The sequence below is a fragment of the Ensifer sp. NM-2 genome (genome assembly GCF_003024455.1).
GTDB lineage: Bacteria > Pseudomonadota > Alphaproteobacteria > Rhizobiales > Rhizobiaceae > Ensifer > Ensifer canadensis.
Genome location: NZ_PVZR01000012.1, coordinates 1 through 25,381, shown reverse-complemented (window position 1 = coordinate 25,381; position 25,381 = coordinate 1). Strand labels below are relative to the sequence as shown.

General features: G+C 62.7%; 29 protein-coding genes. 13 read left to right on the top strand and 16 right to left on the bottom strand.

Translation table 11 applies throughout. The annotated features are described in order from the left end of the window. Positions 1-55: 55 nt before the first annotated feature. Positions 56-1,045, top strand: coding sequence for a WD40 repeat domain-containing protein (locus C6558_RS22305; RefSeq protein WP_025424876.1), 990 nt, complete (start codon positions 56-58; stop codon positions 1,043-1,045). A gap of 224 nt (positions 1,046-1,269) precedes the next feature. On the opposite strand, the gene C6558_RS22300 is transcribed toward C6558_RS22305, so the two are convergent. The 3 genes from C6558_RS22300 to C6558_RS22290 form a co-directional block, all read right to left on the bottom strand. Beyond that, positions 1,270-2,457, bottom strand: coding sequence for a ZIP family metal transporter (locus C6558_RS22300; protein WP_025424877.1), 1,188 nt, complete (start codon positions 2,455-2,457; stop codon positions 1,270-1,272). Further along, positions 2,454-3,539, bottom strand: a complete 1,086-nt coding sequence (locus C6558_RS22295) for a multicopper oxidase domain-containing protein (RefSeq protein WP_171520449.1) — start codon at positions 3,537-3,539, stop codon at positions 2,454-2,456. The genes C6558_RS22300 and C6558_RS22295 overlap by 4 nt, the downstream gene beginning before the upstream one ends. A 363-nt stretch (positions 3,540-3,902) precedes the next feature. Continuing rightward, on the bottom strand, positions 3,903-4,346 hold the full coding sequence (locus tag C6558_RS22290) for a glyoxalase superfamily protein (protein WP_057207659.1): 444 nt from the start codon (positions 4,344-4,346) through the stop codon (positions 3,903-3,905). Positions 4,347-4,618: 272 nt separating this feature from the next. Here C6558_RS22290 and C6558_RS39710 point away from each other — a divergent pair, with 272 nt between their 5' ends. From C6558_RS39710 to C6558_RS22270, 4 genes are read left to right on the top strand one after another with little or no spacing between them, the layout of a single operon-like run. Next, the gene (locus C6558_RS39710; RefSeq protein ID WP_038575712.1) at positions 4,619-4,828 is read left to right on the top strand and encodes a hypothetical protein; all 210 of its coding nucleotides are present in this window, start codon (positions 4,619-4,621) and stop codon (positions 4,826-4,828) included. 31 nt (positions 4,829-4,859) lie between these two features. Further along, entirely contained in the window at positions 4,860-5,489 is a 630-nt protein-coding gene (locus C6558_RS22280; RefSeq protein ID WP_025424881.1) for a LysE family translocator, read from the top strand. Between the two features lies 1 nt (position 5,490). Further along, positions 5,491-6,063 (top strand): hypothetical protein, encoded by a 573-nt coding sequence (locus tag C6558_RS22275; RefSeq protein ID WP_025424882.1) that lies wholly within the window; start codon positions 5,491-5,493, stop codon positions 6,061-6,063. Positions 6,064-6,092: 29 nt separating this feature from the next. Next, on the top strand, positions 6,093-6,500 hold the full coding sequence (locus tag C6558_RS22270; RefSeq protein ID WP_025424883.1) for a VOC family protein: 408 nt from the start codon (positions 6,093-6,095) through the stop codon (positions 6,498-6,500). A 96-nt stretch (positions 6,501-6,596) separates the two neighbouring features. Here C6558_RS22270 and C6558_RS22265 read toward each other — a convergent pair whose 3' ends face one another. Beyond that, entirely contained in the window at positions 6,597-7,187 is a 591-nt protein-coding gene (locus C6558_RS22265) for a GNAT family N-acetyltransferase (RefSeq protein WP_025424884.1), read from the bottom strand. A gap of 88 nt (positions 7,188-7,275) precedes the next feature. Continuing rightward, positions 7,276-8,409, bottom strand: a complete 1,134-nt coding sequence (gene odc2 / locus C6558_RS22260; protein ID WP_025424885.1) for an ornithine/lysine decarboxylase — start codon at positions 8,407-8,409, stop codon at positions 7,276-7,278. A 707-nt stretch (positions 8,410-9,116) separates the two neighbouring features. On the opposite strand from odc2, the gene C6558_RS22255 reads away from it, so the two are divergent. The 4 genes from C6558_RS22255 to C6558_RS22240 all read left to right on the top strand — a co-directional run bounded on the left by C6558_RS22255 (position 9,117) and on the right by C6558_RS22240 (position 12,214). After that, positions 9,117-10,010 carry a LysR family transcriptional regulator gene (locus C6558_RS22255; RefSeq protein ID WP_025424886.1) on the top strand — a complete coding sequence of 298 codons (894 nt, stop codon included), beginning with the start codon at positions 9,117-9,119 and terminating at the stop codon, positions 10,008-10,010. 92 nt (positions 10,011-10,102) lie between these two features. After that, a complete protein-coding gene (locus C6558_RS22250) occupies positions 10,103-10,747 on the top strand; it encodes a DUF1007 family protein (protein WP_025424887.1) in 645 nt (214 codons plus the stop codon). After that, entirely contained in the window at positions 10,741-11,790 is a 1,050-nt protein-coding gene (locus C6558_RS22245; protein ID WP_025424888.1) for a nickel/cobalt transporter, read from the top strand. Before C6558_RS22250 ends, C6558_RS22245 begins: the two co-directional genes overlap by 7 nt. A gap of 112 nt (positions 11,791-11,902) precedes the next feature. Next, on the top strand, positions 11,903-12,214 hold the full coding sequence (locus C6558_RS22240) for a hypothetical protein (RefSeq protein WP_025424889.1): 312 nt from the start codon (positions 11,903-11,905) through the stop codon (positions 12,212-12,214). Between the two features lie 68 nt (positions 12,215-12,282). On the opposite strand, the gene C6558_RS22235 is transcribed toward C6558_RS22240, so the two are convergent. From C6558_RS22235 to C6558_RS22220, 4 genes are all read right to left on the bottom strand, one after another. Then, positions 12,283-12,519, bottom strand: coding sequence for a hypothetical protein (locus tag C6558_RS22235; protein ID WP_057207582.1), 237 nt, complete (start codon positions 12,517-12,519; stop codon positions 12,283-12,285). A 2-nt stretch (positions 12,520-12,521) separates the two neighbouring features. Further along, complete coding sequence (locus C6558_RS22230; protein ID WP_038575716.1) at positions 12,522-13,211, bottom strand: GNAT family N-acetyltransferase; 690 nt, start codon at positions 13,209-13,211, stop codon at positions 12,522-12,524. Positions 13,212-13,356: 145 nt separating this feature from the next. Beyond that, the gene (locus C6558_RS22225) at positions 13,357-14,064 is read right to left on the bottom strand and encodes a tellurite resistance TerB family protein (protein ID WP_025424891.1); all 708 of its coding nucleotides are present in this window, start codon (positions 14,062-14,064) and stop codon (positions 13,357-13,359) included. 202 nt (positions 14,065-14,266) lie between these two features. Further along, positions 14,267-14,905, bottom strand: coding sequence for a 2-dehydro-3-deoxy-phosphogluconate aldolase (locus C6558_RS22220; protein ID WP_025424892.1), 639 nt, complete (start codon positions 14,903-14,905; stop codon positions 14,267-14,269). Positions 14,906-15,104: 199 nt separating this feature from the next. Here C6558_RS22220 and C6558_RS22215 point away from each other — a divergent pair, with 199 nt between their 5' ends. The 3 genes from C6558_RS22215 (at position 15,105) to C6558_RS22205 (ending at position 17,506) form a co-directional block, all read left to right on the top strand. After that, a complete protein-coding gene (locus C6558_RS22215; protein WP_025424893.1) occupies positions 15,105-15,578 on the top strand; it encodes a CYTH domain-containing protein in 474 nt (157 codons plus the stop codon). Continuing rightward, positions 15,575-16,483: a CHAD domain-containing protein gene (locus C6558_RS22210; protein WP_025424894.1), complete on the top strand. Its 909-nt coding sequence runs from the start codon at positions 15,575-15,577 to the stop codon at positions 16,481-16,483. The genes C6558_RS22215 and C6558_RS22210 overlap by 4 nt, the downstream gene beginning before the upstream one ends. A 78-nt stretch (positions 16,484-16,561) precedes the next feature. Then, on the top strand, positions 16,562-17,506 hold the full coding sequence (locus tag C6558_RS22205) for a rhodanese-related sulfurtransferase (RefSeq protein ID WP_025424895.1): 945 nt from the start codon (positions 16,562-16,564) through the stop codon (positions 17,504-17,506). 225 nt (positions 17,507-17,731) lie between these two features. On the opposite strand, the gene C6558_RS22200 is transcribed toward C6558_RS22205, so the two are convergent. The 5 genes from C6558_RS22200 to C6558_RS22180 form a co-directional block, all read right to left on the bottom strand. Beyond that, on the bottom strand, positions 17,732-18,130 hold the full coding sequence (locus C6558_RS22200; RefSeq protein WP_025424896.1) for a GFA family protein: 399 nt from the start codon (positions 18,128-18,130) through the stop codon (positions 17,732-17,734). 115 nt (positions 18,131-18,245) lie between these two features. After that, positions 18,246-19,022, bottom strand: a complete 777-nt coding sequence (locus C6558_RS22195; protein ID WP_025424897.1) for a MetQ/NlpA family ABC transporter substrate-binding protein — start codon at positions 19,020-19,022, stop codon at positions 18,246-18,248. A gap of 38 nt (positions 19,023-19,060) precedes the next feature. Further along, positions 19,061-19,726, bottom strand: coding sequence for a methionine ABC transporter permease (locus tag C6558_RS22190; RefSeq protein ID WP_025424898.1), 666 nt, complete (start codon positions 19,724-19,726; stop codon positions 19,061-19,063). Beyond that, on the bottom strand, positions 19,716-20,798 hold the full coding sequence (locus C6558_RS22185; RefSeq protein ID WP_025424899.1) for a methionine ABC transporter ATP-binding protein: 1,083 nt from the start codon (positions 20,796-20,798) through the stop codon (positions 19,716-19,718). The genes C6558_RS22190 and C6558_RS22185 overlap by 11 nt, the downstream gene beginning before the upstream one ends. 378 nt (positions 20,799-21,176) lie before the next feature. After that, positions 21,177-21,809 (bottom strand): TerC family protein, encoded by a 633-nt coding sequence (locus C6558_RS22180; RefSeq protein ID WP_025424900.1) that lies wholly within the window; start codon positions 21,807-21,809, stop codon positions 21,177-21,179. Between the two features lie 241 nt (positions 21,810-22,050). Between C6558_RS22180 and C6558_RS22175 the strand changes: the two genes are divergently transcribed. After that, on the top strand, positions 22,051-22,941 hold the full coding sequence (locus C6558_RS22175) for an NAD(P)-dependent oxidoreductase (RefSeq protein ID WP_025424901.1): 891 nt from the start codon (positions 22,051-22,053) through the stop codon (positions 22,939-22,941). Positions 22,942-23,250: 309 nt separating this feature from the next. Here C6558_RS22175 and C6558_RS22165 read toward each other — a convergent pair whose 3' ends face one another. Together C6558_RS22165 and C6558_RS22160 are read right to left on the bottom strand one after the other, a co-directional pair. After that, positions 23,251-24,618: a GH1 family beta-glucosidase gene (locus tag C6558_RS22165; RefSeq protein ID WP_038576503.1), complete on the bottom strand. Its 1,368-nt coding sequence runs from the start codon at positions 24,616-24,618 to the stop codon at positions 23,251-23,253. Positions 24,619-24,779: 161 nt separating this feature from the next. Then, a partial coding sequence (locus C6558_RS22160) for a Gfo/Idh/MocA family oxidoreductase (RefSeq protein WP_245449194.1) occupies positions 24,780-25,381 on the bottom strand: 602 nt, incomplete at its 5' end.

The following is a 25,381-nucleotide window of genomic DNA, read 5'->3' as shown; positions in this document are numbered from 1 at the left end:
CCTTTTCGGCATCATGCTCCAACAGCATGCCGAACCAGGGGACCATGACAATCTGATGCCGACAGTCGCTCCGCTCGATCTCGAAGGCCACGTCGTTGGCGTGGCCTTTCTCAAGGGCATACCTTTCTTCGCCGAAGCCACCGGCGCCATCCACCGCCTCGACCACGGCCACAAGACGACGGAAGTCCACGAGGGCCTGCTGTCTCTGGTTCTCGACGAGGCGAACGAAACGCTTCTGACCGGCGGCGAGGACGGCAAGGTGATGCGCACGGCTGCCGACGGCACCGCGACGCTGGTTGCCGAAGCGCCGCGCAAGTGGATCGCCCAAGTCGCAGCCGGCCCGCAGGGCGCCGTCGGCTATGCCTATGGCAAGACCACCCATGTGCGGCTGGCCGACGGCACGACGAAAGAATTTGCCGAGGAGCGCACGGTCGAGGGCGTCGCCTTTGCGCCGAAGGGCTTGCGTGTTGCCGCCGCCCGCTACAACGGCGTGTCGATGCACTGGGTCGCGACCGCGGGCCAGCCGATTGATCTCGACTGGAAGGGCGCCCATACCGGCGTCACCTTCTCGCCCGACGGCCGTTTCCTCGTGACCACGATGCAGGAAAATGCCCTGCACGGCTGGAAGCTCGACGCAAAGCCCGGCGGCGAGGCACGCCACATGCGCATGACCGGCTACCCGGCCAAGGTGAAGTCGCTCTCCTGGTCCGCGAAGGGCAAGTGGCTCGCATCTTCGGGCGCGCCGGCCGCCATCGTCTGGCCCTTCCAGGGCAAAGACGGACCGATGGGCAAGGCGCCGCTGGAACTCGGCACCCGCGCCGACATCATGGTGACTTCCGTCGCCTGTCATCCGGCCGAAGACATCGTCGCCATCGGCTATCAGGACGGCATGATCCTCGCCGCCCGTTTCGCCGACAGCAAGGAAGTGCTGTTGCGCCGTCCCGGCAAGGGTGCGGTCACCGCCATGGCCTGGAGCAAGGACGGGCGCCAGCTCGTTTTCGGCTCGGCCGAGGGCGACTGCGGCATCGTCGATATCGCCGGATAACATTCGCTCGACGCTCTTCGACGGCGTTAGCGCAGTTGCCCCTCACCCTAACCCTCTCCCCGCAAGCGGGGCGAGGGGACGTGGCATACGCTCTGTCAAAGAATGCCGAAATATCTGGCCGGACGAAACCGCGCCACGAGTCCCTTCTCCCCGCCTGCGGGGAGAAGGTCGCGGCAGCGGGATGAGGGGCTGCCAAATCGCTCATGACAGCGATCCACAAACAATCAGATTTTCACCACTGCCGCGGTCACGTACATGAAGGCGACGCCGGCAACGAGCCCGCTCATGACGGGCGGCGTCAGGAGGACCTCGATCCGCTTTCCGCTCTGGCGCATCAGGTAAGCGCTGACCTCGACGATCACCTGCAGGATCGCGCCGGCCCCGATCGCCAGCGCCAGCGCCGACCATTGCGCCGACGTTGCCAGGCTGCCGAGCCACATGCCGATCACCGCCGGCCCGCCGGCAAGCAGCGTCAGGCCGACAAAGACCCATAGCGAGGGCCGCTGTTTCAGGATCGGCGCGGCGATGCCGATGCCTTCGGTCACATTGTGCAGGGCGAAGCCGAGCACCAGGAAGGTACCGAGCCCGGCCGATCCTGCGGCAAAGGCAGCACCGATCGCCAGCCCCTCGCCGAGATTGTGCAGCCCGATGCCAAGCGCGATATAGGTGGAAAGCGCCAGCCCGGTCGGCACGCCGCCGCGCCGGCCGATCGCCATCAGCAACAGGAAGCTGCCAAGCCCCGCAAGCACCACCATGACCGGCCCCTGGAAAATTGCCGCGGCCTGCGACGCCAGTTCCAGGGCTTCCGCACTTGCATCGATCAGCAGGAAGGCGAGCAGGCCGATCGTCAGCGACAATAGAAACGCCATGCCCGCCTGGCCGACGCCACGCAGCAGCGGGTAGAACATCAGGCCGACGGCGACCGGCACGATGCCGACGATGATGCCAACCAGCGCCTGCAGTCGCAATTGACCTGCCGTCGCCTGCGGCGTCGGCACGGCAACGGCAATGTCGTGGGCGAAGGTGGCGCCAGTGTTGGTCACCACCTTCAGCGCATGCGCCTCGCCCAGCATCCATGGGAAGGGCAGGCTCAGCCATGCCGCCTTGCCCCGCGCGATCGGACCAGGCGGATCCTGGGTGAATTGCCAGTAGGCGTCATCCACCTGAACCTGCGCCACCGTCATCGGCTCCGATCCACCGGCGCGAACCAAGAGGCGAAGGCCGCTGTCGTCGAGCACGGTTCGTTCGAAGGTCAGGTTTTCCACCGGCGGCGCGCCGTTGCGAAAGCCCGACAGCGGATCGGCCGACAGGATCCAGGCGACGGCGATGGCCAACGCGATGAGCGGCAGCGCCAGCCAAACCAGATTGGTTTTCGCCGCACGGATAGCGGCCCTCGGCAGGGTTTCGTTCATGCCAGCGCCTCCACGACGTCGAACATGCCGACCCAACCCAGTTCGGTAAACTCGGTCTGGTGCGGATGGAACATGTAGAGGCCGGGTTCATGCTCGGCGAAGGTGAACTCCAGAATGCCGCGCTGTGCCTGGCACTGGGTGATGAGGTCGACAGTTCTAAGCGTCGGCGTCAACGTCGTTCCCTGGTCGTAATAATCGAAGAAGTTCGCGTGCAGATGGAACGAATTGATCGGATCGAACTCGATGACATTGATGAGGTAGATGCGCACCGGCTTGCTTTTCACGATCCGGATGGGCCGCTTCATGAAGGCATGGGCGACGGTGTTGACCGCGTAAAATTCGTTTTCGGCATCGAAGTTGGTGTCGAAGGCGTTCATCACCATCACCAGTTCCTGCCAGCCGGCGTTCTCCGGCGTGCCGATGAGCCGCGAGCGGGCGACGTCGATCTGATCCGGATGGCGCTCCGGGTCCGGGTCGATGACGAAGGCGCCGTACATGCCCTTGTGGATATGCCGACGCAGCGGCATCGCATGGCAATGATAGAGATGGCAGCCGAAAGGCTTGGCGTCGAATTCATAGACGAACTCATCGCCGGGATCGACCATGCCGGCCCCCGGTACGCCATCCATCCGCGCCGCGTGAATGCCGTGAAAGTGGATCGAATGCGGGTGTGAGGCGTAGTTGCGAAAGACGATGCGCAGGCGCTCGCCCTCCTTGGCCCGAAGCGCCGGGCCAGGCACGCGGCCGTTATAGGTCCAGGCCGGAAAGGTGATGCCCGGCGCGATTTCGATGTCGCGATCCTCGGCAGCCATCTCGAAGGTCCGGAGCGTTCGCCCATCCGGCAGTACCGAGACGGTGCCGGTGTCCCAGTCGGTCAGCATGTCGGTCGGATCGAAACCGTTGGCGGTGTTATCGACGTCGCCGACCGTCATCATGGCGCCGTGCCCCATCGCCGGCATCGGTGCCGCCATGCCTTCGGACGCCCGCGCGGCCATCTGGTGGCCGCCACCGTGGGACGCGATCTGCGCCGGCGCCGCGCCGGCGCAGATCGCGGTGCCGCCGGCGGCCGCCAGCCCACCCATCAGCAGGCTGCGCCGTTTCAGCAGATCTTGCCTCACCGAATTGTCCATAGAAGTCGCCCCTCGCCCGATACGGCTCCACGTGTCCGCTCCGGATTGCAGAGGCGATGCCACAAGGCCCGATTTGATCGGCTCGCCTTATTGCGAACCGTTCGCAACTACATTGATAATGCAAATGCAACTCATTCGCAACTAATGATGATGCCAACGGATGCGATGAACGGATTGGTGCATCAGTGGGGTATCGTCGCGCGAAAAGCTACGGTGATTAAGTCCCCGAAGCACTTGGCTTCGGGGAAGTCTGCTGAAAAGCCAACAGCCGGCAAGTCGCAACCGTGATGATCGCACGGCAGCAGCAAGGGCCGCTCACCATTCCAGCTCCAACTGTGGGCGGCCGTTGGACGTCTTCTCGATCGTGCGCCCGGTCTCGTCGACCGTCGCGGTCACCCGCTGGCGAAACGCGGAGAAACTCTCGAAGGTAACGACATCGACCGGCTCGTCGAATTTCATCGTCAACCGGTAGCGCCCCGGCTGGGCCGTCAGCGCCTGCACTGAAAGGATTTCGCCTTCGAAGGGCTGACCGAGATAAAGGCCCTTCACCCGCGAGCCGAGCATCCAGGGATTGAACGGCGGCCGATTGCCGGCGGCAGCGTGAAGCGTGTTCCAATCGCGGTAGCCATATTGGGCGGCGACCAGTTCGAGGGAACGGGAGTGGTTGATATTCTCGCCTTCGCAGGATAGCCGCGATCGCAGGCGTTTCGCCTGGTCCTTGAGGGCATCGAGCGATGGTAGCGTGTTTGATCCGCGCATCATGACAGGGTCTCCTGCTGCGGCATGCATTATCAGAGATGGGAGCCCGCATTGCCACCGGTTCGCATGCCGTTTCGGCTGACCGTGTCTGAAAGAAGGGCTTCACCAAAGCATGACGCTCGCGGACGGCAGGGGCCCTTGCCCTCCGCGTCCATTAGGGCCAGCGACCTGAACTGTCAAATCCGGCGTTTTGCCTTGCCGACGAAGAAAAAGAGCGGATAACATGTCTGGGGGTCATCAGCTCATCGTCTCAAGACGAGACGCAGCACCTATTGCGCCTATCTCTACCGCGCAAAACGCAGGCGCTGACGGCATCGCTGCTGCTCGGGCCGGAGAGGAAGCCTCAACTCGAAGTCGATTACCCCCACTCCCTCCAGCGCGAGACCGATCCCGAGAAGGACCATCGCGTCGATCTCGTCGTCGCGCGCTCGGTGGATCTTTCTGAACGCATTCTGGCGGTTGCTCCGACGCCAAAGGTGTGAGACAGATTCGCCCTGCACACCGGAGTGTCCCATGGGCGGTACAACCATCCTCGCATTCGCCTTTGTCGCTTTCATCGGTATCGCCACGCCGGGCCCGACCGTGCTGTTGGCGCTGACCAACGGTTCGCGCTACGGCATCAAGCGTGCGCTTGTGGGCATGATCGGCGCCGTTCTCTCGGATTTCGTGCTGATCGGCGCGGTGGCGCTGGGTCTCGGCGCGCTACTCGCTGCCTCGGAATTCTGGTTTACGGTCGTCAAATGGCTCGGCGCCGCCTATCTCGCCTTTCTCGGCGTCATGCTGTTGCGGTCGAAGGGAACGCTCGATGTCGCCATCGACAAAGGCGCCGCCGACGTCGCGACGCCTGCGATTTTTCTGAAGAGCTTTCTGGTCGCCGTCACCAACCCGAAGGGTTATCTCTTCTTCTCGGCCTTCCTGCCGCAGTTCATTGACCTCGCCTTGCCGCAGGCGCCGCAATACGCAGTACTTGCCCTGGTCTTCGCCGCTGTCGATTTTGCCGTGATGCTCGGTTACGCGCTACTCGGCTCCCAGGCGGCTCGTTTTCTCAAGCATTCCGGGGCCGTCTGGCTCGAGCGTATCTGTGGCGGCGCCCTGCTTGCCCTTGCCGGTTCCCTCGCTTTCTATCGCCGCGCCACAAACTGACATGCTGTTCCGCAAGGCCATTCTCTACCAGATCGCCAAGGGCGACGTGACACTGGCCTTTCGGCGCTGGACCAGGCCAACAGTCAAGGCCGGCGGCAGCCTGCGCACAGCGGCCGGCATATTGTCGATCGACGCGATCGAGACCACCGAGGCCGAAGACATCAGCATAGAGGACGCACGTCGCGCCGGGTTCCCGACGCGTGAGGCATTGCTCGCCGAACTCGACGGCAGGCCCGATGGCACGCTTTACCGCATCGCCTTCCACCGCGCGGGCGACGATCCGCGTCTGTCCTTGCGCGATGACGCGACGCTTGCGAAATCCGACTGGGCCAAGATTGCCGCCAGGCTCGCCCGCTTTGACGAGGCCGCCGGTCAGATCTGGGCCGAAGCGACACTCCGCCTGATTGCTTCGCGCGACGGGATTACCGCCGCCGAGATCGCTGAACAGGTCGGCATGGATAAACTCAAGCTCAAGCCACGCATCCGCAAACTGAAGGAACTAGGGCTGACGGAAAGCCTGACGGTCGGCTATCGGCTGTCGCCGCGCGGACGGTCCTTCCTTAGCCAGGTATGAGCGATGCCAGCCAAGACAAGGGAGAAGACATGATCGGATATACGATGGTCGGAACGACCGATCTCAAACGCGCCGAACGGTTCTACGATCCGCTGATGGCGTTGATCGGTCAGGAGCGCTGCTGGTGCGACGAGCAGGTGGCGTCCTGGGGACGCAAGGATGATGACCGCGCGCCGCGTTTCTTCACCGGCTATCCCTTCGACGGAAATCCCGCCGGCATCGGCAATGGCGCCATGACCGCGTTCCTCGTGCCAAGCGCTGCGATCATCGACCGGCTGTTTGCAACGGCGATGGAACAGGGCGGCAGTGTCGAGGGCGAACCGGGCTTTCGCCCGCAATACGGAGACGGCTTCTACGCCGCCTATGTGCGCGATCCCGATGGCAACAAGCTTGCCTTCGTCTGCTACGACGCGCGACCGTCTGCCACGGAGGCGTGATCTCGGGTTTTTATGACCTGCTCCCCCACCCCTCGCATGAGGCGGATGGGGGAGCAGCGAAAAATCCGCCCCCGCAGGGTTGGAGACGGAAAGAGATCAGGCCGCGCGCCTGACCGGCGGCAGCGCCAACTTGCGGCCATTGGCGACGATGAGGCCGGCAGCGCCCTCGAGCCAGGCATCCCGAAGCTCAAGCGCCAGGAAACGGTTGCGCTCGAACGGACCGGGCATGACCAAATGCTGCGTGCGCGCGGCGAAGAAGCCGAAACGCTCGTAATAGGCGGCATCCCCGACCAGCAGGATCGCGCCGTGACCGCGGTTCTTGGCCTCTTCGATCGCTGCACGCATCAGCATGCCGCCGATGCCCTTGCCTTCATGGGCGGGATCGACTGCCAGCGGACCGAGCAGCAGGGCTGGAATGCTGTGGCCTTCGCGGCTGACGCCGGCCTCGACATTCCACAGGCGAACGGTGCCGATCACGTGACCATCGAGATCGCGGGCGACGAAGGCGAGGCCTTCGGCAGGCACGCGGCCGCTGCGCAGCTTTTCCGACGACTTGCGACGCCGCTCCGGCCCCATCGCCCGATCGAGCAGGTTTTCGCGGGCAACGACGTCACCCGGGTTTTCGTTATCGATAACGAATGTGGACGGCGCGAAAAACGCGCGCAGGGCATCAACAACAGCGGCCATCCGGGCCTCCCGTCATCAAAACCGCTTCAGGCGGCATCTAAGGAAATTGTGAAATGGCGCTCCCGCCCGAGGACGGGAGCAAACCGGATCAGATCACGTAGGACTTCAAGGGCTCGAAGCCGTTGAAGGCGACGGCCGAGTAGGTCGTGGTGTAGGCGCCGGTGCCTTCGATCAGAACCTCGTCGCCGATCGAGAGCGTGATCGGCAGCGGATACATGTTCTTCTCGTACAGCACGTCGGCCGAATCGCAGGTCGGGCCGGCAAGCACGCAGGGCTCCATTTCGTCGCCGTCACGGGCCGTGCGGATCGGGTAGCGGATCGCCTCGTCCATGGTTTCGGCGAGACCGCCGAACTTGCCGATGTCGAGGAACACCCAGCGGTGGCTGTCGTTATCAGACTTCTTCGAAACGAGAACGACTTCCGCCTTGATCACGCCGGCGTTGCCGACCATGCCGCGACCCGGCTCGATGATCGTTTCCGGGATGTGGTTGCCGAAGTGCTTCTTCAGCGCGCCGAAGATCGCCTGGCCGTAGGCTTCAGCGGTCGGCACGTCCTTGAGGTACTTCGTCGGGAAGCCACCGCCCATGTTGACCATCTTGAGCTCGATGCCCTGCTTGGCCAGCTGCACAAAGACGCGCTTGGCATCGGCAAGAGCCGAATCCCAGGCGTCGAGCTTCGTCATCTGCGAACCGACATGGAACGAGACGCCGTAGGAAACGAGGCCATGCTGATGGGCGTAGACGAGCACGTCGACAGCCATCTGCGGGACGCAGCCGAACTTGCGCGACAGCGGCCATTCGGCGCCTTCGCCATCGGTCAGGACGCGGCAGAACACGCGGGCACCAGGGGCGGCACGTGCAACCTTCTCGACTTCCTCATGGCTGTCGACGGCAAAGAGCGACACACCGAGAGCGTGCGCGCGGGCAATGTCGCGCTCCTTCTTGATGGTGTTGCCATAGGAAATGCGCTGGGCGGTCGCACCGGCGTCGAGCGCCATTTCGATTTCAGCGACGGACGCGCAATCGAAGGAGGAGCCCATGCCGGCGAGCAGGCGCAGGATTTCCGGCGCCGGGTTTGCCTTGACGGCGTAATAGATCGAGCTGTCCGGCATCGCGTGGCGGAAGGCCTTGAAATTGTTGCGCACGACGTCGAGGTCGACAACGAGGCAAGGGCCGTCGGGTCGTCGGGTGTTGATGAAGTCGATGATGCGTGCCGTGGTCATGGCCTTATTCCCCTGATCCAAAATGCTCCGCTTTCGCGGAGGACAAAGGGCATACGCGCGAATGCTCTGGAACCAGCCGGTGGAGACCCCGGAACCAAGCATGCGCTCGATGCGCGAACGGTGAATCAAAGCCCGCCTAGGCTTCAATTCGGCTTTGTCTGCCATGGATTGGAGGGGATAACCCAACCGCACTTCCGGCAATGAAGGTGTGCCTCTTCAGTAACCCCGGCTGTTGGAGAGCCGGCAGACACCAGAAAGGCCCGCACCGTCGTTGCTTCAAGATGTCCTCGCATTTCCCGGTTGGCCGGAATAGCGACTGGAGGGGTTAGTTCCAGGTACCTTACCGATACCCTCACCTAATCGAGGGTCGGCGGACACCCACAGGCACGTGCGACTTTGGGCAAGGGCGTAGGTAAGAAAAAACCTTGTCGTAATCAAGAGTTTTTTCGCGGCCGCTGTTGAATTTTTTTCGAGACCGGCAACACTGTCAGTGTTCACGTTTACTGAACAATCGACAGCGACGCAGTGACCGCCACAAACGCTTGAAAGAACTGGATTTATTTTAAGACCTCGCCTATCCGGTCGTCAAAATTCGAAGAGCGGACCGAACCGGCCACAAAGACAGCCGCCGAACAGAGAAACGTGAAAGAAGCATTCGCGGCGAATCAAGGCTCCCGCGACCAGGAAAGACGAAGGAAACACCGGCCATGGACACGCTCACCCGCATCCGCGCCTTCATCGATGTCGTGGACGCCGAAGGGTTTTCGGCCGCCGCCCGCCGCGTCGGCAGGTCGAAGGCGCTCTTGTCGAAATATGTGCGCGAGCTTGAGGACGAACTCGGCGCGCTTCTGCTTAACCGCACGACACGTCAATTCTCGATGACGGAAGCCGGCCACACCTATTATCGCACCGCGTCGGAAATCCTGAAGGAAATCGACAATCTCGCCGATCTCGTGCGCGCCAACAATTCCGACCTCAAGGGCCGGCTGCGCATCACCGCGCCCCGCACTTTCGTCGACGCCGAGATCGGCCAGTCGCTGGTCGATTTCGGCAAGCAGCATCCGGAACTGTCGCTGGAGATCGTTTCGGACGACCGCTTCGTCGACCTCGTCGAAGAGGGCTTCGATGTCGCCATCCGTATCACCCGACTTGAGGATTCGACGCTGATCGCGCGCAAGCTCGACGACTTCCAGGTCCTGATCTGTGCCGCTCCGGACTTCGTGGAGAAGGTCGGGCCGATCGCACATCCGACCGACCTTTCGAAGATCCCCTGCATTCTCGACACCAATGGAAAGTCCTATTCCAACTGGCGCTTCATCGAGCCTGACGGTTCCTCCTTCACCGTTCCCGTCAGTGGCCCGATCGAGGTCAACAGTCCGCTTGCCTCGGTGCGCGCTGCCGTCTCCGGCATCGGTGTGGCGCTGGTTCCCGATTTCATCGCACGGCCCAAGGTTGCCACCGGCGAACTCGTCACGCTCTTTGACGATTTCCTGCCCAGGGACCGCGGCATCTATGCGATCTATCCGCACCGCCGCTACCTGCCGGCCAAAGTGCGCACCCTCGTCGACTACCTGCACGCCTGGTTCCGCAAGCCGCATTGACGCGGCAAGGTCCCAAATCCGTCCCATTTCCAGTACATTGCGGGAACGATTCGAAGGCACTGCTGCGCCCTGACTGAAAGGATTGCCGTTTCATGAGAATTAAGCGCCTCGTCGTGGCCGGCCTTGCCATCCTGCTTGCGCCGACTTTGGCCTTTGCCCATCCGCACATCTTCGCCGAGGCCCGCCTGGAAGTGGCCTCCGACGACAAGGGTGAGGTGAGCGAGCTGAGAAATGTCTGGCGTTTCGACGAGCTATTTTCCGCAAGTGTCGTTCTCGACTTCGACAAGAACTCGAACGCCACGCTCGACCCGGACGAACTGGCGGAAGTCGGCCAGACCGTGCTGGAGTCACTGTCGGAGTACAACTACTACACGACGGCCCTGGAAAACGGCAAATCCATCAAGGTCAGCAAACCTGAGCACATCACCGTCGACTACAAGGACGGCCAGTTGCTGATGATCTTCGCGGTCAAGCCGGCCGAGCCGATGCCGCTCAAGGGCAAGCTCTCCTTCGGCGTCTACGACCCGACCATGTACACGGCCATGGATTTCCCGACCGATGACGACCTGACCGTGGTCGGCGACAAGATCGCCGCCTGCGAACACAAGGTCGTCCGCCCTGATCCTGACGAAGTCCTTGCCGAGAACAAGGACACGCTGACCGATGCTTTCTGGAGCGACCCGACCGGCACCGACATGTCGAAGCTCTTTGCAACCAGGATAGAGATCACATGCTGAACACCCGCAGGATCGGCCGCCTGATTGCCGCGACGCTCGTGTTGACCGCTCTGTCGGCCGGCCTTGCCGCGGCGCAATCGCCGCTCGGCATCGGCACTGCCGAACCGTCGTTTCAGACCACCGGCTTTCTCGGCGGCTTCTTTGCCTGGGTGAATGCAGAGCAGCAGGGCTTCTACCGCACGCTGACAGGCTCGCTGAAGGGCATGCGCGAAAACCCCTGGCAGCTCTGGTCGCTGATTGGCCTTTCCTTTGCCTATGGCGTCTTCCATGCCGCCGGCCCCGGCCATGGCAAGGCGGTCATCTCCTCCTACATGATCGCCAACGAGACTGAGCTGAAGCGCGGCGTGCTGCTCTCCTTCATGTCGTCGATCCTGCAGGGGGTCGTCGCCATCCTGCTTGTCGGCGCGGTTTATCTTCTTTTGCGCGGATCCTCGATCAGCATGACTGACGCGACGCGCTCTCTGGAAATTGCCAGCTACGCCCTGATCGCAGCCTTCGGCGGCTGGCTCTTGTTTCGCAAACTGCGCTCGATGATGCGTCCGACGGCTCTCATGGCAACGGCCGGCGGCGGGCATGTTCACGTCGAGCACGAACACGATCATCACGACCATGCCCACCATCGCCATGACCACACGCATCATCACCACGACCATGGCGCCGGCGAAGTCTGCTCCACCTGCGGCCATGCGCATGCGCCGGATCCGTCGATGCTCAAGGGCGATCGCTTCGCCATCAGCGAGGCCTGGTCGGCGATCGTCGCCGTCGGTCTGCGTCCGTGCTCGGGCGCACTGATCGTGCTGTCCTTCGCCTTACTCAACGGCCTTTATCTCGGCGGCATCCTGTCGGTCTTCGCCATGTCGATCGGCACCGCCATCACGGTATCGATCCTGGCGACGCTGGCCGTCACGGCAAAGGGTTTCGCCGTGCGCTACGCGTCAAGCGCCGCATCGGCCGCCCGCGTCTCGAACGGCATCGAGATCGCAGGCGCCCTGCTCGTGATTATCTTGGGACTGGTCTTGCTGGGCGCCGCGCTGCAAGGATAAGGCAGCTATGTGTTCGCCAGGACGTGCGCCGCTTCCGCAAGCCCGCCCCTTTCCCCCACCCCGGGGGAGGTCAACGTACGTCGTGCGTGGAGCCGCCACACGGACACGGTAGATGAATTTCGACACGCTTGAGTTCGAGGAAATCGCCGCCAACCTCGCACGGGCCGGCTGGGCAATCAAATACATCTGGTCCGGTGAAGCCACCGCTTTCAGGCTCTGGCTTTCCGAAACGCACGGGATTGCGGCGACCGACGTTGGAGGCGGCTACTCGTTCTGGGTTGTCGATCACTATTGGGCGCCGCCATCCGGCGCGCGGAATGTCTCTGACGCGTGGTACTCATTCGGCTACCGTCTTGAAGACGACCCAGAGCTAACGCCCGATCAAATCGGCTTCACGCGTGTGCGAAAGAAAAAACGCTATTGAGGAACCAGGCACGCTGTGGACGGGTCTTCCGAGGCAACTCCCTGCACGTCGGCCCCTAGACCTTACCATCACAGCCCGCGCTTGCGCTGATGCCGCGCGCGCAGCCAGAAGATCAGGAAGAAGCCGAGAACGAAGACGACGCCAAAGGCGCCGGCGAGCCACACCGAGATATCGCCAAGCCTCAGCATGATCGACGGTAGCACGAAGAAGCCGACGCCGACGACGGCCAGAATGACGGCCGCGGCGATCGCCGGCGACTTTTCCTTAGGGGCTTGGTTTTCTCTCGTCTTCTCGGGCGCGTTCACGCTCACTCCTTTGGCGCGAGGTCCGCGCGAATATCTTCCAGCCGCCGCTTCTGACGACCATCGGCATCGAAATTATCAGGCGACAGCCAGTTTTCGAATGCGGCATTGAGCAGCGGCCATTCGCTGTCGATCATCGAGAACCAGGCCGTGTCGCGGTTGCCGCCCTTGGATATCATATGCTGGCGGAAAATGCCTTCAAAACTGAAGCCGAGGCGGAGTGCCGTCGTCCGGCTTGGCTCATTCTCGCTGTTGCACTTCCACTCGTAGCGGCGATAGCCGAGATCCTCGAAGACATGCTTGGCCATGAGGTAATGCACCTCGGTCGACAGCGGCGAACGGGCCATCGCCGCACCATGCGCAACGGACCCGACCTCGACGACGCCATTGGCAGGATCGGCGCGCATGTAGTTCGCCATACCGACGACCTTGCCGCTCGCCTTGTCGCGGAACACTTCCGTGACCCAGCCGCCCTTTTCCTGGGCAGTGGTCAGCCAGGTGTCGAAATCGTCGATGCCGCGGAAATCGGCCTGCGCGAAATACTTGAGCAGCGGATTGATGCCCATACCGCCGAGCCCATCCCAGAGGTCCTGCCTGTGCATCGCACGGTCATAGGGTTCAAGCCGGACATAGCGACCCTCGATCGCCACCGGCTTCGGTGCCGGGCATCCCTTCCAGTTGCTCAGATCACGCATCGGCCACCTCTCCGGCTGCAGCAATTCAAAGTGCTATAGCGACCTTTGCGCGTCTGGTAAGACGCGCGGCGCTATCGACTTCGGCATAGGGCAGAGAAGCGGCCGACACAAATTCAAACTGGTGATCAATCCATGAGCGAAATGATCAGGCCGGGACCTTGGCCGACGACACGGTCGCTTCGATATGATCGACCAGCGCATCGGGAAGGCCGAGGCGACCGGCGAGCAGATCGAGATAGCCCCGCTCGGCGCGGCTTTCCGGCTCGATCGTCAGGCGCGACGCGGTATAAACCTCGACGCGCTCTTCCTCGGTCTTCGCAGCGTTGACGATGGCGTCGATATCGACCGGATTGGCCAGCTCGCCCTCGAGGAACGCCGACGCATCGGCCGACAGACCGGACACCGAAAGCTTATCCATGATGTGGCGGCGCTCGACCTCGTCGATATGGCCGTCGGCGCGCGAGGCGGCGATCATGGCGCGCACGAGAATAAGCGCGAAGTCGTGGCTGATCTTTTCCGGCTCGGCGGCAAATCCGGAATCGGTCGGCGGCGGCAAGAGTTCAGGCTGCTTCTGGGCGGTGGGATCGGTGACCGGCGCGTTGCCGGACTGATAGTTCTTGTAGGCCTGATAGCCGAGGCCGGCGATGGCTGCGAGCCCTCCGAGCACGGCCGCATTGCCGGTCAGCTGCCGGCCCGACTTGGTGCCGAGCAGAACGGCGGCGATGGCACCGGTTGCCAGCGGATTGTCCTTGGCGAGTTGCGTAACCTGGCCGGCGCGGTCGCGCACCGAGCCACCCGCTCCCGGCACCTGCGATCCGAGAAACTGGTCCAGCAATTTCTTCGCGTCGAACATGGGGTTTCGCTCCTTGTCGGTTCCAGGCGGATTAAAAACCATGCGGAACAGGGCGCCGCCTGCACCCGCTCCATCAAACCGATTGAGACATAGGAACGTTGCACTGGAAATACAAACTCGCGTTGCGCACGAAAATGGCCGGGCACACGAAAAAGGCCGGACTGACGCCCGGCCTCGAAATTCTCAAGCGATCGGGCGAGCCTCAGCCCTTGAGCGCAAAGGCCTCGGCCGCAAGCTTGGTGATGCCGGCCCAGTCGCCCTTCGTCACCAGATCCTTCGGCGCCACCCACGAGCCGCCGACGCAGATGACGTTCGGCAGCGACAGGTAGTCGCGGGCGTTCGAAAGCGAGATGCCGCCGGTCGGGCAGAAGAAGGTGCCGGCAAGCGGCGACGACAGCGACTTGAGATAGGCAGCGCCACCGGCCTGTTCCGCCGGGAAGAACTTCATGACGTCGTAGCCTTCTTCGCGCAGGCCCATGACTTCGCTGGCGGTCGCAGCACCCGGGAGCAACGGGGCGTCGTGGTCGTTGGCAACGTCGATCAGCTCCTGCGTCGTGCCCGGGCTGACGATGAACTGCGAACCGGCTTCGATCGCCGCCTCGAACTGGGCGGCATTGAGGATGGTGCCGGCACCGGCAACCGCACCCTCGACCTCGTTGGCAACGGCGCGGATCGCTTCGAGCGCCGCGGGCGTGCGCAAGGTGATCTCGATCGCTTTCAGTCCACCGGCGACGAGCGCCCGCGCCAGCGGCACGGCGGTCGCCACATCGTCGATCACCAGAACCGGGACGACCGGCTGCAGTTTGAGGATGGAAAGAAGCTTGTCGGTTTTCGCACTCATGCAGATCGTCCTTTTAAAACGATTGAATATGCGTTCCGCATACTCCGCCTGCTGCCGCTTGTCGAGGCCGAACACCAAGCCGGTTCACCATTCATACATAAGCAAAAAAGAAAATAACTTCGACAACAAAGAGATGCTTGAGCCTTGCCCGTAAAACGATAGTTTGATGACATCGACCCTCTCGAAATGCGGGATACCCATGGCGAAGGAGATAGAGCGCAAGTTCCTGGTGGCCTCCGACGGTTGGCGGGAGCGTGCCGACAAGGGCACCCAGCTCCGGCAGGCCTATGTCGTCACTATGGACGACCGGTCCGTGCGCGTGCGGATCCACGGCAACAAATGGGCGCGGCTGACAATCAAGATCGGCAAGTCGGCGCTGGTCCGCAATGAATACGAATATGATCTGCCGATGGACGACGCCAGCGAAATGCTGACCCAGGCAGTGGGCGTCGTTATCGAGAAACGGCGCTACCGGGTGCCGCACAAGGGCTTTGTGTGGGAGGTCGACGTCTACGAAGGCGCACTTGAGGGGCTCGTCGTCGCCGAGGTCGAGATGAAGCGGGAGACCGATCTGCCCGCACTTCCCGACTGGCTGGGACCGGAGATCACCGGGGACCGGCGCTATTCCAACCAGGCGCTCGCCACCAACGGGCCTGTGGAAGAACAAGCATGAGCTACGCCTTCCGCCCAGGCGGGGCCTTCACCGACGATTTCAAAAATGTCGGCGCCGAACAATTCGAGCAGGCGATCGAGGTCCTGCGGCTGCGCCCTGATGGCGTGCACGAGGCAATCCACGACGCCCGCAAGTGTTTCAAGCGCCTGCGTGCACTCTATCGGCTCATCGCCTCCGACGCGCCGCTGTTTCAAAAACAGGAGAATGCCCGCATTCGCAACATGGCGCGCAATCTCTCGGCTGTCAGGGACGCCGCCGCGCTCGTCGAAAATGCCCGCTATCTGCATGAGGGCGCCCGTAGCGACGACGAGGAGAAGGCGCTCGACCGCGTCTGCTCGCGACTGGCCGAGCGACGCGACCGGATTGCCGCCGGCCAAACCGATATCGAGGACAGGATCGCAGCCACCATCGTCAATTGCGAACAGGCCATGGCGGCGCTTGCCCATGTCTCCTTCGACGACCGTCGCCGCAAGACGGCCGACCGGCTGGCGAAGGGCTGGCGGCGCACGTTGAAGCGCGCTGCCCGCGCCGTTGAGGCCTGCCAGGCAAGCACCGAGGCCGCCGCCTTCCACGAGTTGCGCAAGCGCGCGCAGGATTATCGCATGCACCTTGCCTTGATGCGTGAGGCCTGGCCCTCGGCGATGCAGGCAAAACGCCTGGATGCCAAAGCGCTGGTCGAAATTCTCGGCCACCTCAACGACCTCGACGTCATGACCTCGCTCGTCAACGAGGATCCAGGCCTTGCCGGCGACAGCCAGGATCAGGCTCATCTGATCTCCGCTGTCATCGCTCGCCAGGAAAGCCTGCGCTTAGAGGCGCTGGATCGCGCAGCCAACGTCTTTCTCGATGCGCCGGATGTCGAGAGCCGGACCATCCGGCTCCTTTGGCTGGAGGCCAGTCGCTAGCCGCCGGCCGCGACAGATGGCCCCTGGAGGGGAGGTCCGGATTGCACTTGCGGCGCGAAAGCTGTATTTGCACGCCCCATGACCGACATTTCAACGACCCCGCGCCCCGAGACGCATGGCCAGTTCATGGTCGCAGCGCTCTATCATTTCGTCGCCTTCCCGCGTTTCGCCGAATTCCGCGAACCGCTGCAGACCGTTTGCGACGAGAATGGCGTCAAGGGAACCCTGCTTCTCGCCCATGAGGGCATCAACGGCACGATCGCCGGCACCGACGCCGGCATCACGGCGGTGCTTTCCTATCTGCGCTCGCAGCCGGAATTTTCGGGCCTGGAGCACAAGGAAAGCCGTGCTTCCTCGATGCCGTTCCTGCGCATGAAGGTGCGGCTGAAAAAGGAAATCGTCACCATGGGCGTCAACAACATCGACCCCAACAAGATCGTCGGCACCTATGTCGATCCCAAGGATTGGAACGCGCTGATCTCCGATCCCGAAACGATCGTCATCGACACGCGCAACGACTACGAGACCGCGATCGGCATATTCAAGGGCGCGGTCGATCCGCAGACCAAGACCTTCCGCGAGTTTCCAGACTGGGTGCGCAACAATGCCGGCCTGCACAACAAGCCGAAGATCGCCATGTATTGCACCGGCGGCATCCGCTGCGAGAAGGCGACCGCCTTCATGAAGGAGCAGGGCTTCGACGAGGTCTTCCACCTCAAGGGCGGCATCCTGAAGTATCTCGAAGAGGTGCCGCAGGAGGAAAGCCTCTGGGAAGGCGCCTGCTTCGTCTTCGACGACCGCGTGTCGGTCACGCACGGGCTTGAAGAGGGCGAGCACACGCTCTGCCACGCCTGCCGCCAGCCGCTGACCCCGGCCGACCTCGCCTCCCCGCACCACGAGGAAGGCGTGTCCTGCATCCATTGCCACGAAGTCCGCACCGACGAGGACCGCGAGCGTTACCGCCAGCGGCAACGCCAGATCACGCTTGCCAAAAAGCGCGGCGAGAAACATCTCGGAAGCTGAAGCGGCTGTCGAAGAAGTCGCGCCGCATCCGCCTGCCGGCACCTTCTCCCCGCAAGCGGGGCGAAGGGAGATGCCGCGCCATCCGTATCCCAAAGAACCGCCCATTCACATCAAGTCAGTATTTTCCGTAACGGAACCGCCGGCAACCCTGCACCCGGGCCACGTACCCTCTCCCCGCATGCGGCGAGAGGGTTAGAGCGAGGGGCAAATCTTGCTGTCTCGCCTCTAGCCCGGCAGCGCCTCGCATTCCTGCAGGGCCATCGCCGCCCGATCCCATTTGGGCCGGCTGCGCGTGAAGATCGCATCCGTTGGCGTGAACTCGGAGAGATCGTCAAGCGTGCCGGCATAGACCGTCAGTCGACCATCATCCGGCAGGCCACTTCCAAAAACCTGGCTGCCGCAGGTCTCGCAGAAATGGCGGATGGAAATGTTGCCATTCGCAGCAATGGTCTGGTAGCCGCGACAAGACCCCGTCGCAATCACATCCGAACGATCGAAAATCATGTAGCAGCAATGCCCGGTACCGGTGATCCGCTGGCAATCGCGACAATGGCAAAAGCCGGAATAGGACGGCGACCGCTTCGCCTCATACCGTATGGCGCCGCAGTGACATCCACCCTTCATGCCGGCCTCCTCCTGTGATTGCAGAGGAGATAGCGCGCCGCAGCCAGCATTCAAAAGAAAACCGCGCGCCGGGGTACGGCGCGCGGTTCGATATCGGGTTTCTACGGGCTGGAAATTACCAGCTCGGGATCAGCGCGCCCTTGAAGGTCTCGTTGATGAAGGTCTTCACCTTTTCGTCGTGGTAGGCTTCGACGAGCGTCTTCACCCAGGGCGCGTCCTTGTCGGCGGTGCGCACGGCAATGACGTTGGCGTAGGGCGACTTCTCGCCTTCGATGGCGATGGCGTCTTCCTTCGGATGCAGGTCGGCCTCGAGCGCGTAGTTGGTGTTGATCACTGCTGCGTCGACATCGGCGAGCGAGCGCGGAAGCTGGGCCGCATCCAGTTCGGCAAATGTGATGTTCTTCGGGTTTTCTGTGATGTCGGATGGGGTCACCTTCAGGCCGACTTCCGGCTTGACCTTGATGAGACCCTTGGACGCGAGCACGAGCAGCGCGCGGCCACCATTGGTCGGATCGTTCGGGATGCCGATCGTCGCGCCATCCTTCAGCTCGTCGAGGCTCTTCACCTTGCTCGAATAGACGCCCATCGGCGTGGTGATGGTGGTGCCGACGCTGACGATATCGAAACCGCGATCGGCGATCTGGTTGTCGAGGTAAGGCTGGTGCTGGAACGAATTTGCGTTGAGGTCGCCGTCGGCAAGCGCCTGGTTCGGAACGACGTAATCGGAGAATTCGAGGATCTCGATGTCGAGGCCCTTGGGCGCCGCGACTTCCTTCACCTTCTCCATGATCTGGGCGTGCTCGCCCGGCGTCACGCCAACCTTGATGGTTTCGGCCAGTGCGGTACCGGCCGTAAGGGCTGCGATTGCCGCAGCAATGATGAGCTTCTTCATGGGTATCTCCTTGTTGGTGATTTGAATGTCCTGGGAAATCAGTTCTTGCGGCTACGCCTGTCGAAGTGGCGTGCCAGTCCGTCGCCGGCACTCTGCACCAGCTGCACCAGCACGATGAGCACGATGACGACGACGAGCATCACGTCGGGCATGAAGCGCTGGTAACCGTAGCGGATGCCGAGATCGCCGAGCCCGCCGCCGCCGACCGCGCCGACCATGGCGGAGTAACCAATGAGGCTGACGGCTGTCATGGTCAGCGCCATCGTCAGCGCCGGGCGGGCCTCCGCGAGCAGAACCTTGAAGACGATCTGCATCGGCGTGGCACCCATGGCACGGGCCGCCTCGATCAGTCCCTTGTCAATCTCGCGGATCGCCGCCTCCACCAGACGTGCAACGAAGGGAATGGTCGCGATCGTCAGCGGCACGATCGCCGCCTTGGTGCCGATCGACGTTCCGGTGAGAAGCCGGGTGAAGGGAATGATGGCAACGACCAGGATGATGAACGGGGTCGAGCGCGCCGCATTGACGATCAGCCCGACGATGCGGTTGATCGTCGGTGCCGGAAAGAGTTCGCCCTTGCCGCTGGTCGCCAGGAATATGCCGATCGGCAAGCCGATCAGTGAGCCGATCAGGCCGGCGGCCGCGACCATGTAGAGCGTGTCGAGCGTGGCACCCCAGATCTTTAACAGGATATCAGGCGACATAGCCGAGCACCTCCGTGACCAGACCGTTTTCAGTGAAGAAGCGTTCGGCACGGCCTGCGGTTTCCGCATCCGCGCCATAGGCGACGACCAGCGAGCCGTAGGGCCGGCCGCCGATCTCGTCGATCGTTCCGGCGATGATGTTGACCTCGGCGCCGACCGACTTGATCAGCTGCGAAATCAGCGGCCGTTCTGCCGCCGCGCCAAAGAAGGTCAGGCGCACGACGGCGCGGTCGCCGACGGCAGCCTGCGGCTTCAGCGCGCGGGACACTGCGTCGGGCAGCTTCGAGCCCGGCAGGCCGGAGAGCATCGCCCGTGTCGTCTCGTGCTTCGGATGGGTGAAGACATCGAAGGTGTGGCCGCGTTCGACAATGCGGCCGTGATCGATGACGGCGACATCGGAGGTGACCGCCTTCACCACTTCCATCTCGTGGGTGATGAGCAGCACGGTCAGGCCGAGATCGGCATTGATGCGCTTCAGCAGTTCCAGGATCGATTGCGTCGTCTCGGGATCGAGCGCCGATGTCGCTTCGTCCGACAAAAGCAGCTTCGGCTCGGTCGCAAGCGCCCGGGCGATGCCGATCCGCTGCTTCTGGCCGCCGGAAAGCTCGGAGGGGTAACGGCCATGCTTGTCGGCAAGCCCGACAAGGTCGAGCAGCGGGCGCACGCGCTTTTCGATGGCTCCCTTGTCCATGCCGGCGATTTCGAGCGGCAGCGCCACATTGCCGAACACGGTACGCGACGACAGCAGATTGAAATGCTGGAAGATCATGCCGACCGAGCGGCGCAACGTGCGAAGACCCGCCTCGTCGAGCGCGCCGACATCGACGCCGTCGACGAGCACCTTGCCGCCCGTCGGCTTCTCCAGCCCGTTGACCAGGCGGATCAGCGTCGACTTGCCGGCGCCGGAGCGGCCGATGATACCGGTGATCGAGCCGCGGCCGACCGAAAGGGAGACGTTGTCGAGCGCGGTAAAGCCGCCGCTCTTGCCGGACGCTGCGAAATGCTTTGAAACGCCGTCGAAGATGACGGCGGCATCGCCGGGCGCCGGTGCTTTATAGGCGGAAACGCTCATCGTTCGGATACCCCCGAAAGAGGCGTTATCGTTATGGACGGGTACATAGGTGCTCTCGGATGCTCGAAACTCAAAATCCCGGACTCGGGGCGCGGGATGGAAGGCGCGTCTTGTCAGGCCGACATTCGACAACGCATTCGGAACAGGGAGCACTTCTCTAGCATTAGCCAACCGGTGAGTTCAACGTCGTTGCCGCAGGAAGAACATGCGACATAATCTACGGCCCTTATGGACAATAGATCCCGGCTTTTACAGGTATGATTTTCCGGGTTGCTTCACGTTTGCGGAAAAAACCGCTCTTTCGCAAATGGCGCTGAAAGAAGCCTGCTGCGCACCGGCCCGATAAGCGGGCCGATGCGCACGATCTGCCGATGACGGTCAAACGCCGATGGCGTGAGCGACCGGCGCCAGATGCGGCCAGACTTCGAGTGAGCCGCGATAGATCATGTTGAGTGCCACATAGAGGATGATGGCGAGACCGACATAGGCGATCCAGTGATAGCGGTTGAGCAGCCGGGCGATGAAGCTGGCGGCAATGCCCATCAGCGCGATCGAAAGGATGAGGCCGAAGACGAGGATCGTCGGATGCTCGCGCGCAGCGCCGGCGACCGCCAACACGTTGTCGAGCGACATCGAGACGTCGGCAATGACGATCTGGATGGCTGCCTGAAGGAAGGTCTTTCGCGGCGCCGAATTGGCCCCCTCGCCCTCAAAATCTTCGGCCCCGCCGGCGCGGATCTCGCGCCACATCTTCCAGCAGACCCAGAGAAGCAGAAGGCCACCGGCCAGCAGCAGCCCGATGATATCGAGAAGCTGTACCGTGACGCTGGCAAGCGCGATGCGAAGGACCGTGGCGGCAAGAATGCCGACCAGGATCGCCTTGCGGCGCTGCTCGGTCGGCAGACCGGCGGCTGCAAGGCCGATGACGACGGCATTGTCGCCGGCCAGAACCAGGTCGATGACGATGACCTGCAGAAGCGCCAGCAGCCCGGCAGAGGTGAAGATTTCCATGATCGATAGTCCCCCAGGCGCCCCGCACGCCTATTCGCTGTCGCTAACGCATAGAACAAGGGGCGTTGGCGGATCAAGGGGTTGAGACGGACAGCTTCGCAATACGCACCGGAATGATGGCACTGCGCAGCGCGTTGTTGCTTCAACGGCTATGCAGAGATTGTGGCGGACTTCACAGTTTACTGAGCACAGTTCTCTGATACGAAACACAACAAGACTGAGTCGAAAGGCAGGAGAGCGGATGCGCATCGTTTTGACCGGAAGTTCGGGGCGCATCGGCCGGGCGATCTACAATGCCCTGACGCCCGATCACGACGTGATCGGCATCGACCGCGCGCCTTTTGCGACGACGGAGATCACAGGTGACTTTGTCGACGGTGTCCTCCTGGAACGCGCCATGCAGGGGGCCGATGCCGTCATCCATGCGGCTGCTCTGCATGCGCCACACGTCGATACGATCCCGGACGCGGAATTCGAGCGCGTCAATGTGATGGGCACCCATCTCGTCATTGCCGCGGCTCAAGCCACCGGCGTCCGCCGTATCGTCTTCACCAGCACGACGGCACTGTACGGCCATGCGGTGAAAGAGGGTGCCTGCACCTGGATCACCGAGGAAACGCCACCGCAACCGCACACGATCTACCATCACACCAAGCTTGCCGCCGAGGCTTTGTTGGAAAACGCCGCCGACCGGGCGCTGCATATCCGTGTCCTGCGTATGTCCAGATGTTTTCCGGAGCAGGCCGACCGCATGGCGGCGTATCGGCTGCACCGCGGCATCGACGTCCGCGATGTGGCGGACGCGCATGTGGCGGCGCTCGACAATGACGGGCCTGCCTTTCAGCGGTTCGTCATTTCAGGCGAGCCGGCCTTCCTGCCGACCGATTGCCGTCATCTGGCAAGCGATGCAGCCTCGGTTCTGCGGGAGCGGGCGAGCAAATTTGCTCAGGCCTTTGCCGAGCGCGGCTGGTCGCTGCCGGCATCGATCGACCGTATCTACGATCCGAGTGCCGCCATCGGCGCGCTCGGATGGAAGCCGCGTTTCGGTTTCAAGGAAGTCCTGGCCCAGCTCGACCGCGGCAGCCTCGAGGTGCTGCCGGTGCGCAAAGCGGCCCCAGGGCGCTTCGATTGACAGGACGTCTTGCGCGCCTCAATGGGCGCGCAAGACTGATGACAAAGTCATCCATATGACCTGTTCGACATTCACGTGTCTTGTTGACTCCCAAAGCGCCCTCATTCCTGTGCCTGTCACAGGAATCCAGCCAGCCCAAGTCCTTGGGTTGAAAGATCTGTTGGCCCGACAGACGTCGGGCCGCTGGATCCCCGCTACAAGGGCGAGGATGAGGAGAACAGCATGTTTCGCCCGTCAACCAGGCTATCGCAGTGGTTTGCCATCAACCTGAGCTCTGCACGCCTCAACGGGCGCGCAAGGCACCAGCCATCAGATGTGGTTGCCCGCGGGAAACTCTTCGGCCAATGACTTGTACCAGTGGCCGCTCTTCTTGATCGTGCGCACTTGCGTCTCATAGTCCACATGCACGATGCCGAAGCGCATCTTGTAGCCTTCGGCCCACTCGAAATTGTCCATCAGGCTCCAGGCGAAGTAGCCGCGCATGGGGTAGCCCTTGGAAATCAGGTCTGCCGTCACCGACAGGTGCTCGGCGATGTAGTCGAGCCGCGGCTGGTCGTCGACCGCACCATTTTCGACGCCCATGTTGTAGCAGGCGCCATTCTCGGTGATGTAGCAATCGGGCAGGTCGTAGCGGGCGTTAAGCGTCTCCACCAGTTGGCCGAGCGCCGGCGCATAGACCTCCCAGCCGATATCCGTCTTCACGTCGCTGACCGGCTTGGCGTTGATCGTCGCGGGATATTCGGCACCGGCGGCAGCATCATCACTGACGCGCATTGGCGTGTAGTAGTTAAGGCCCCACCAATCGAGCGGCCGCGAAATCGTTTCCATGTCGCCGTCTTCGATATCGGGCATGCGATGGCCGAGCGCGCTCATGAAGCTTTCGGGATACTCGCCCTTGAAGATCGGACCGAAGAAGACGCCGTTGTGGAAATCGAAGGCGCGCTCAGCGGCCGCCTTGTCGGCAGCAGCGTCGCTGCCGGGATAGACCGAATGAGCGTTGATAACGATGCCGGCTGGCAGGTTCGGCCGCTCCGAGCGGATGGCGTCGACGCCGAGGCCATGTGCCAGGTTGGTGAAATGCAGCGCGTGCAGCGCCGCGTCCATGTTGCGCTCGCCCGGCGCGTGAATGCCGTAGAGATGGCTGAGCCACACCGAGCACCAGGGCTCGTTGAAGGTCGCGATCGCGTCGAGCCGGTCGCCGAGCCGAGCGATGACAGTCTTGGCATAACGCTGGAAGGCGTAGGCCGTGGTGCGCGCCGTCCAGCCGCCGTCGCCCATCAGCGCCAGCGGCAGGTCCCAGTGATAAAGCGTGGCGAAGGCCTTGATGTTACGCGCCTTCAGGCCGTCAACGAGACGGTCGTAGAAGTCGAGGCCCTTCTCGTTGATCGGGCCGGTGCCTTCGGGAATGATGCGCGGCCAGGCGATCGAGAACCGGTAGGCCTCGACGCCGAGGCTCTTGATCAGATCGAGATCATCGTCGAGCCTGTTGTAGTGATCGCAGGCGATATCGCCATTGTGCCGGCCGAAGACCCGGCCCGGCATGTTGGAGAAGGCATCCCAGATCGATGGCTTGCGCCCGTCCATCTTGGTGGCTCCCTCGATCTGGAAGGAGGCCGTCGCCACTCCGAACACGAAATCGCCCGGGAAACGTTGGGCAAGGGTTTTTGCTTCGATCATCAGCCTGTCTCGTCCTTTGCAGCGGCCCGCATCCGGCGGGCGGCCGCTCACCTTGTGTATTTTCATTCTTGTTGCGGGCGGGCCTAAAGCGACACCGGCAAAAGTCAACTCGCGAAAAAGGGCGAGGCACCCCTCGCCCTGCCCCCCGGCATGCTTTCCGACTACACCTTTACCCATGCGCCGTTTCGTTTTGACGACTGCACGCAGGCATCGACGAAGGCCATGCCCTTCATACCGTCGTCGATTGTCGGATAGGTGACGGCGGCATCGATCGCCTCGCCCTTTCGTTTGGCGAAGATCGCCCGGGCCGCTTCGGTGTAGATATTGGCAAACCCTTCGAGATAGCCTTCAGGGTGGCCAGAAGGAATGCGGCTGACGCGAGCGGCGGCCGGGCCGGAGCCGGCACCAGCCCGGGTGAGCAGCCGCTTCGGCTCGCCGAACGGCGTGTACCAGAGATAGTTCGGGTCCTTCTGCGTCCATTCGAGCCCACCCTTGGTGCCGTAGACCCGCACCATCAGGCCGTTCTCGTGGCCGGGCGCCACCTGGCTGCACCAGAGCAGCCCCTTGGCGCGCTCGCCGTCCTTTTTCTTGAAGCGCATCATCACATGGGCATTGTCGTCGAGCTTTCGGCCGGCAACGAAGCTGTCGAGGTCGGCGGCAAGTTCCTCGAGTTCCAGCCCGGAGACGAAGGCGCCGAGATTATAGGCATGGGTGCCGATGTCGCCGGTCGAGCCGCCGGCGCCGGAGCGGGCCGGATCGGTGC

Bases quoted from the DNA above. Each gene is read 5' to 3' on its own strand.
- C6558_RS22290 (WP_057207659.1), bottom strand. From the start codon at position 4,346: ATGCGCGGATCAAACACGCTACCATCGCTCGATGCCCTCAAGGACCAG.
- C6558_RS22225 (WP_025424891.1), bottom strand. From the start codon at position 14,064: ATGTTCGACGCGAAGAAATTGCTGGACCAGTTTCTCGGATCGCAGGTG.
- C6558_RS22220 (WP_025424892.1), bottom strand. From the start codon at position 14,905: ATGAGTGCGAAAACCGACAAGCTTCTTTCCATCCTCAAACTGCAGCCG.
- C6558_RS22165 (WP_038576503.1), bottom strand. From the start codon at position 24,618: ATGATCGAAGCAAAAACCCTTGCCCAACGTTTCCCGGGCGATTTCGTG.
- C6558_RS22200 (WP_025424896.1), bottom strand. From the start codon at position 18,130: ATGAAGGGTGGATGTCACTGCGGCGCCATACGGTATGAGGCGAAGCGG.
- odc2 (WP_025424885.1), bottom strand. From the start codon at position 8,409: ATGACCACGGCACGCATCATCGACTTCATCAACACCCGACGACCCGAC.
- C6558_RS22205 (WP_025424895.1), top strand. From the start codon at position 16,562: ATGACCGACATTTCAACGACCCCGCGCCCCGAGACGCATGGCCAGTTC.
- C6558_RS22300 (WP_025424877.1), bottom strand. From the start codon at position 2,457: ATGAACGAAACCCTGCCGAGGGCCGCTATCCGTGCGGCGAAAACCAAT.
- C6558_RS22305 (WP_025424876.1), top strand. From the start codon at position 56: ATGCCGACAGTCGCTCCGCTCGATCTCGAAGGCCACGTCGTTGGCGTG.
- C6558_RS22255 (WP_025424886.1), top strand. From the start codon at position 9,117: ATGGACACGCTCACCCGCATCCGCGCCTTCATCGATGTCGTGGACGCC.
- C6558_RS22295 (WP_171520449.1), bottom strand. From the start codon at position 3,539: ATGGGTGGGCTGGCGGCCGCCGGCGGCACCGCGATCTGCGCCGGCGCG.
- C6558_RS22280 (WP_025424881.1), top strand. From the start codon at position 4,860: ATGGGCGGTACAACCATCCTCGCATTCGCCTTTGTCGCTTTCATCGGT.
- C6558_RS22195 (WP_025424897.1), bottom strand. From the start codon at position 19,022: ATGAAGAAGCTCATCATTGCTGCGGCAATCGCAGCCCTTACGGCCGGT.
- C6558_RS22175 (WP_025424901.1), top strand. From the start codon at position 22,051: ATGCGCATCGTTTTGACCGGAAGTTCGGGGCGCATCGGCCGGGCGATC.
- C6558_RS22210 (WP_025424894.1), top strand. From the start codon at position 15,575: ATGAGCTACGCCTTCCGCCCAGGCGGGGCCTTCACCGACGATTTCAAA.
- C6558_RS22240 (WP_025424889.1), top strand. From the start codon at position 11,903: ATGAATTTCGACACGCTTGAGTTCGAGGAAATCGCCGCCAACCTCGCA.
- C6558_RS22230 (WP_038575716.1), bottom strand. From the start codon at position 13,211: ATGCGTGATCTGAGCAACTGGAAGGGATGCCCGGCACCGAAGCCGGTG.
- C6558_RS22180 (WP_025424900.1), bottom strand. From the start codon at position 21,809: ATGGAAATCTTCACCTCTGCCGGGCTGCTGGCGCTTCTGCAGGTCATC.
- C6558_RS22250 (WP_025424887.1), top strand. From the start codon at position 10,103: ATGAGAATTAAGCGCCTCGTCGTGGCCGGCCTTGCCATCCTGCTTGCG.
- C6558_RS22265 (WP_025424884.1), bottom strand. From the start codon at position 7,187: ATGGCCGCTGTTGTTGATGCCCTGCGCGCGTTTTTCGCGCCGTCCACA.
- C6558_RS22245 (WP_025424888.1), top strand. From the start codon at position 10,741: ATGCTGAACACCCGCAGGATCGGCCGCCTGATTGCCGCGACGCTCGTG.
- C6558_RS22215 (WP_025424893.1), top strand. From the start codon at position 15,105: ATGGCGAAGGAGATAGAGCGCAAGTTCCTGGTGGCCTCCGACGGTTGG.
- C6558_RS22185 (WP_025424899.1), bottom strand. From the start codon at position 20,798: ATGAGCGTTTCCGCCTATAAAGCACCGGCGCCCGGCGATGCCGCCGTC.
- C6558_RS22275 (WP_025424882.1), top strand. From the start codon at position 5,491: ATGCTGTTCCGCAAGGCCATTCTCTACCAGATCGCCAAGGGCGACGTG.
- C6558_RS22190 (WP_025424898.1), bottom strand. From the start codon at position 19,726: ATGTCGCCTGATATCCTGTTAAAGATCTGGGGTGCCACGCTCGACACG.
- C6558_RS22270 (WP_025424883.1), top strand. From the start codon at position 6,093: ATGATCGGATATACGATGGTCGGAACGACCGATCTCAAACGCGCCGAA.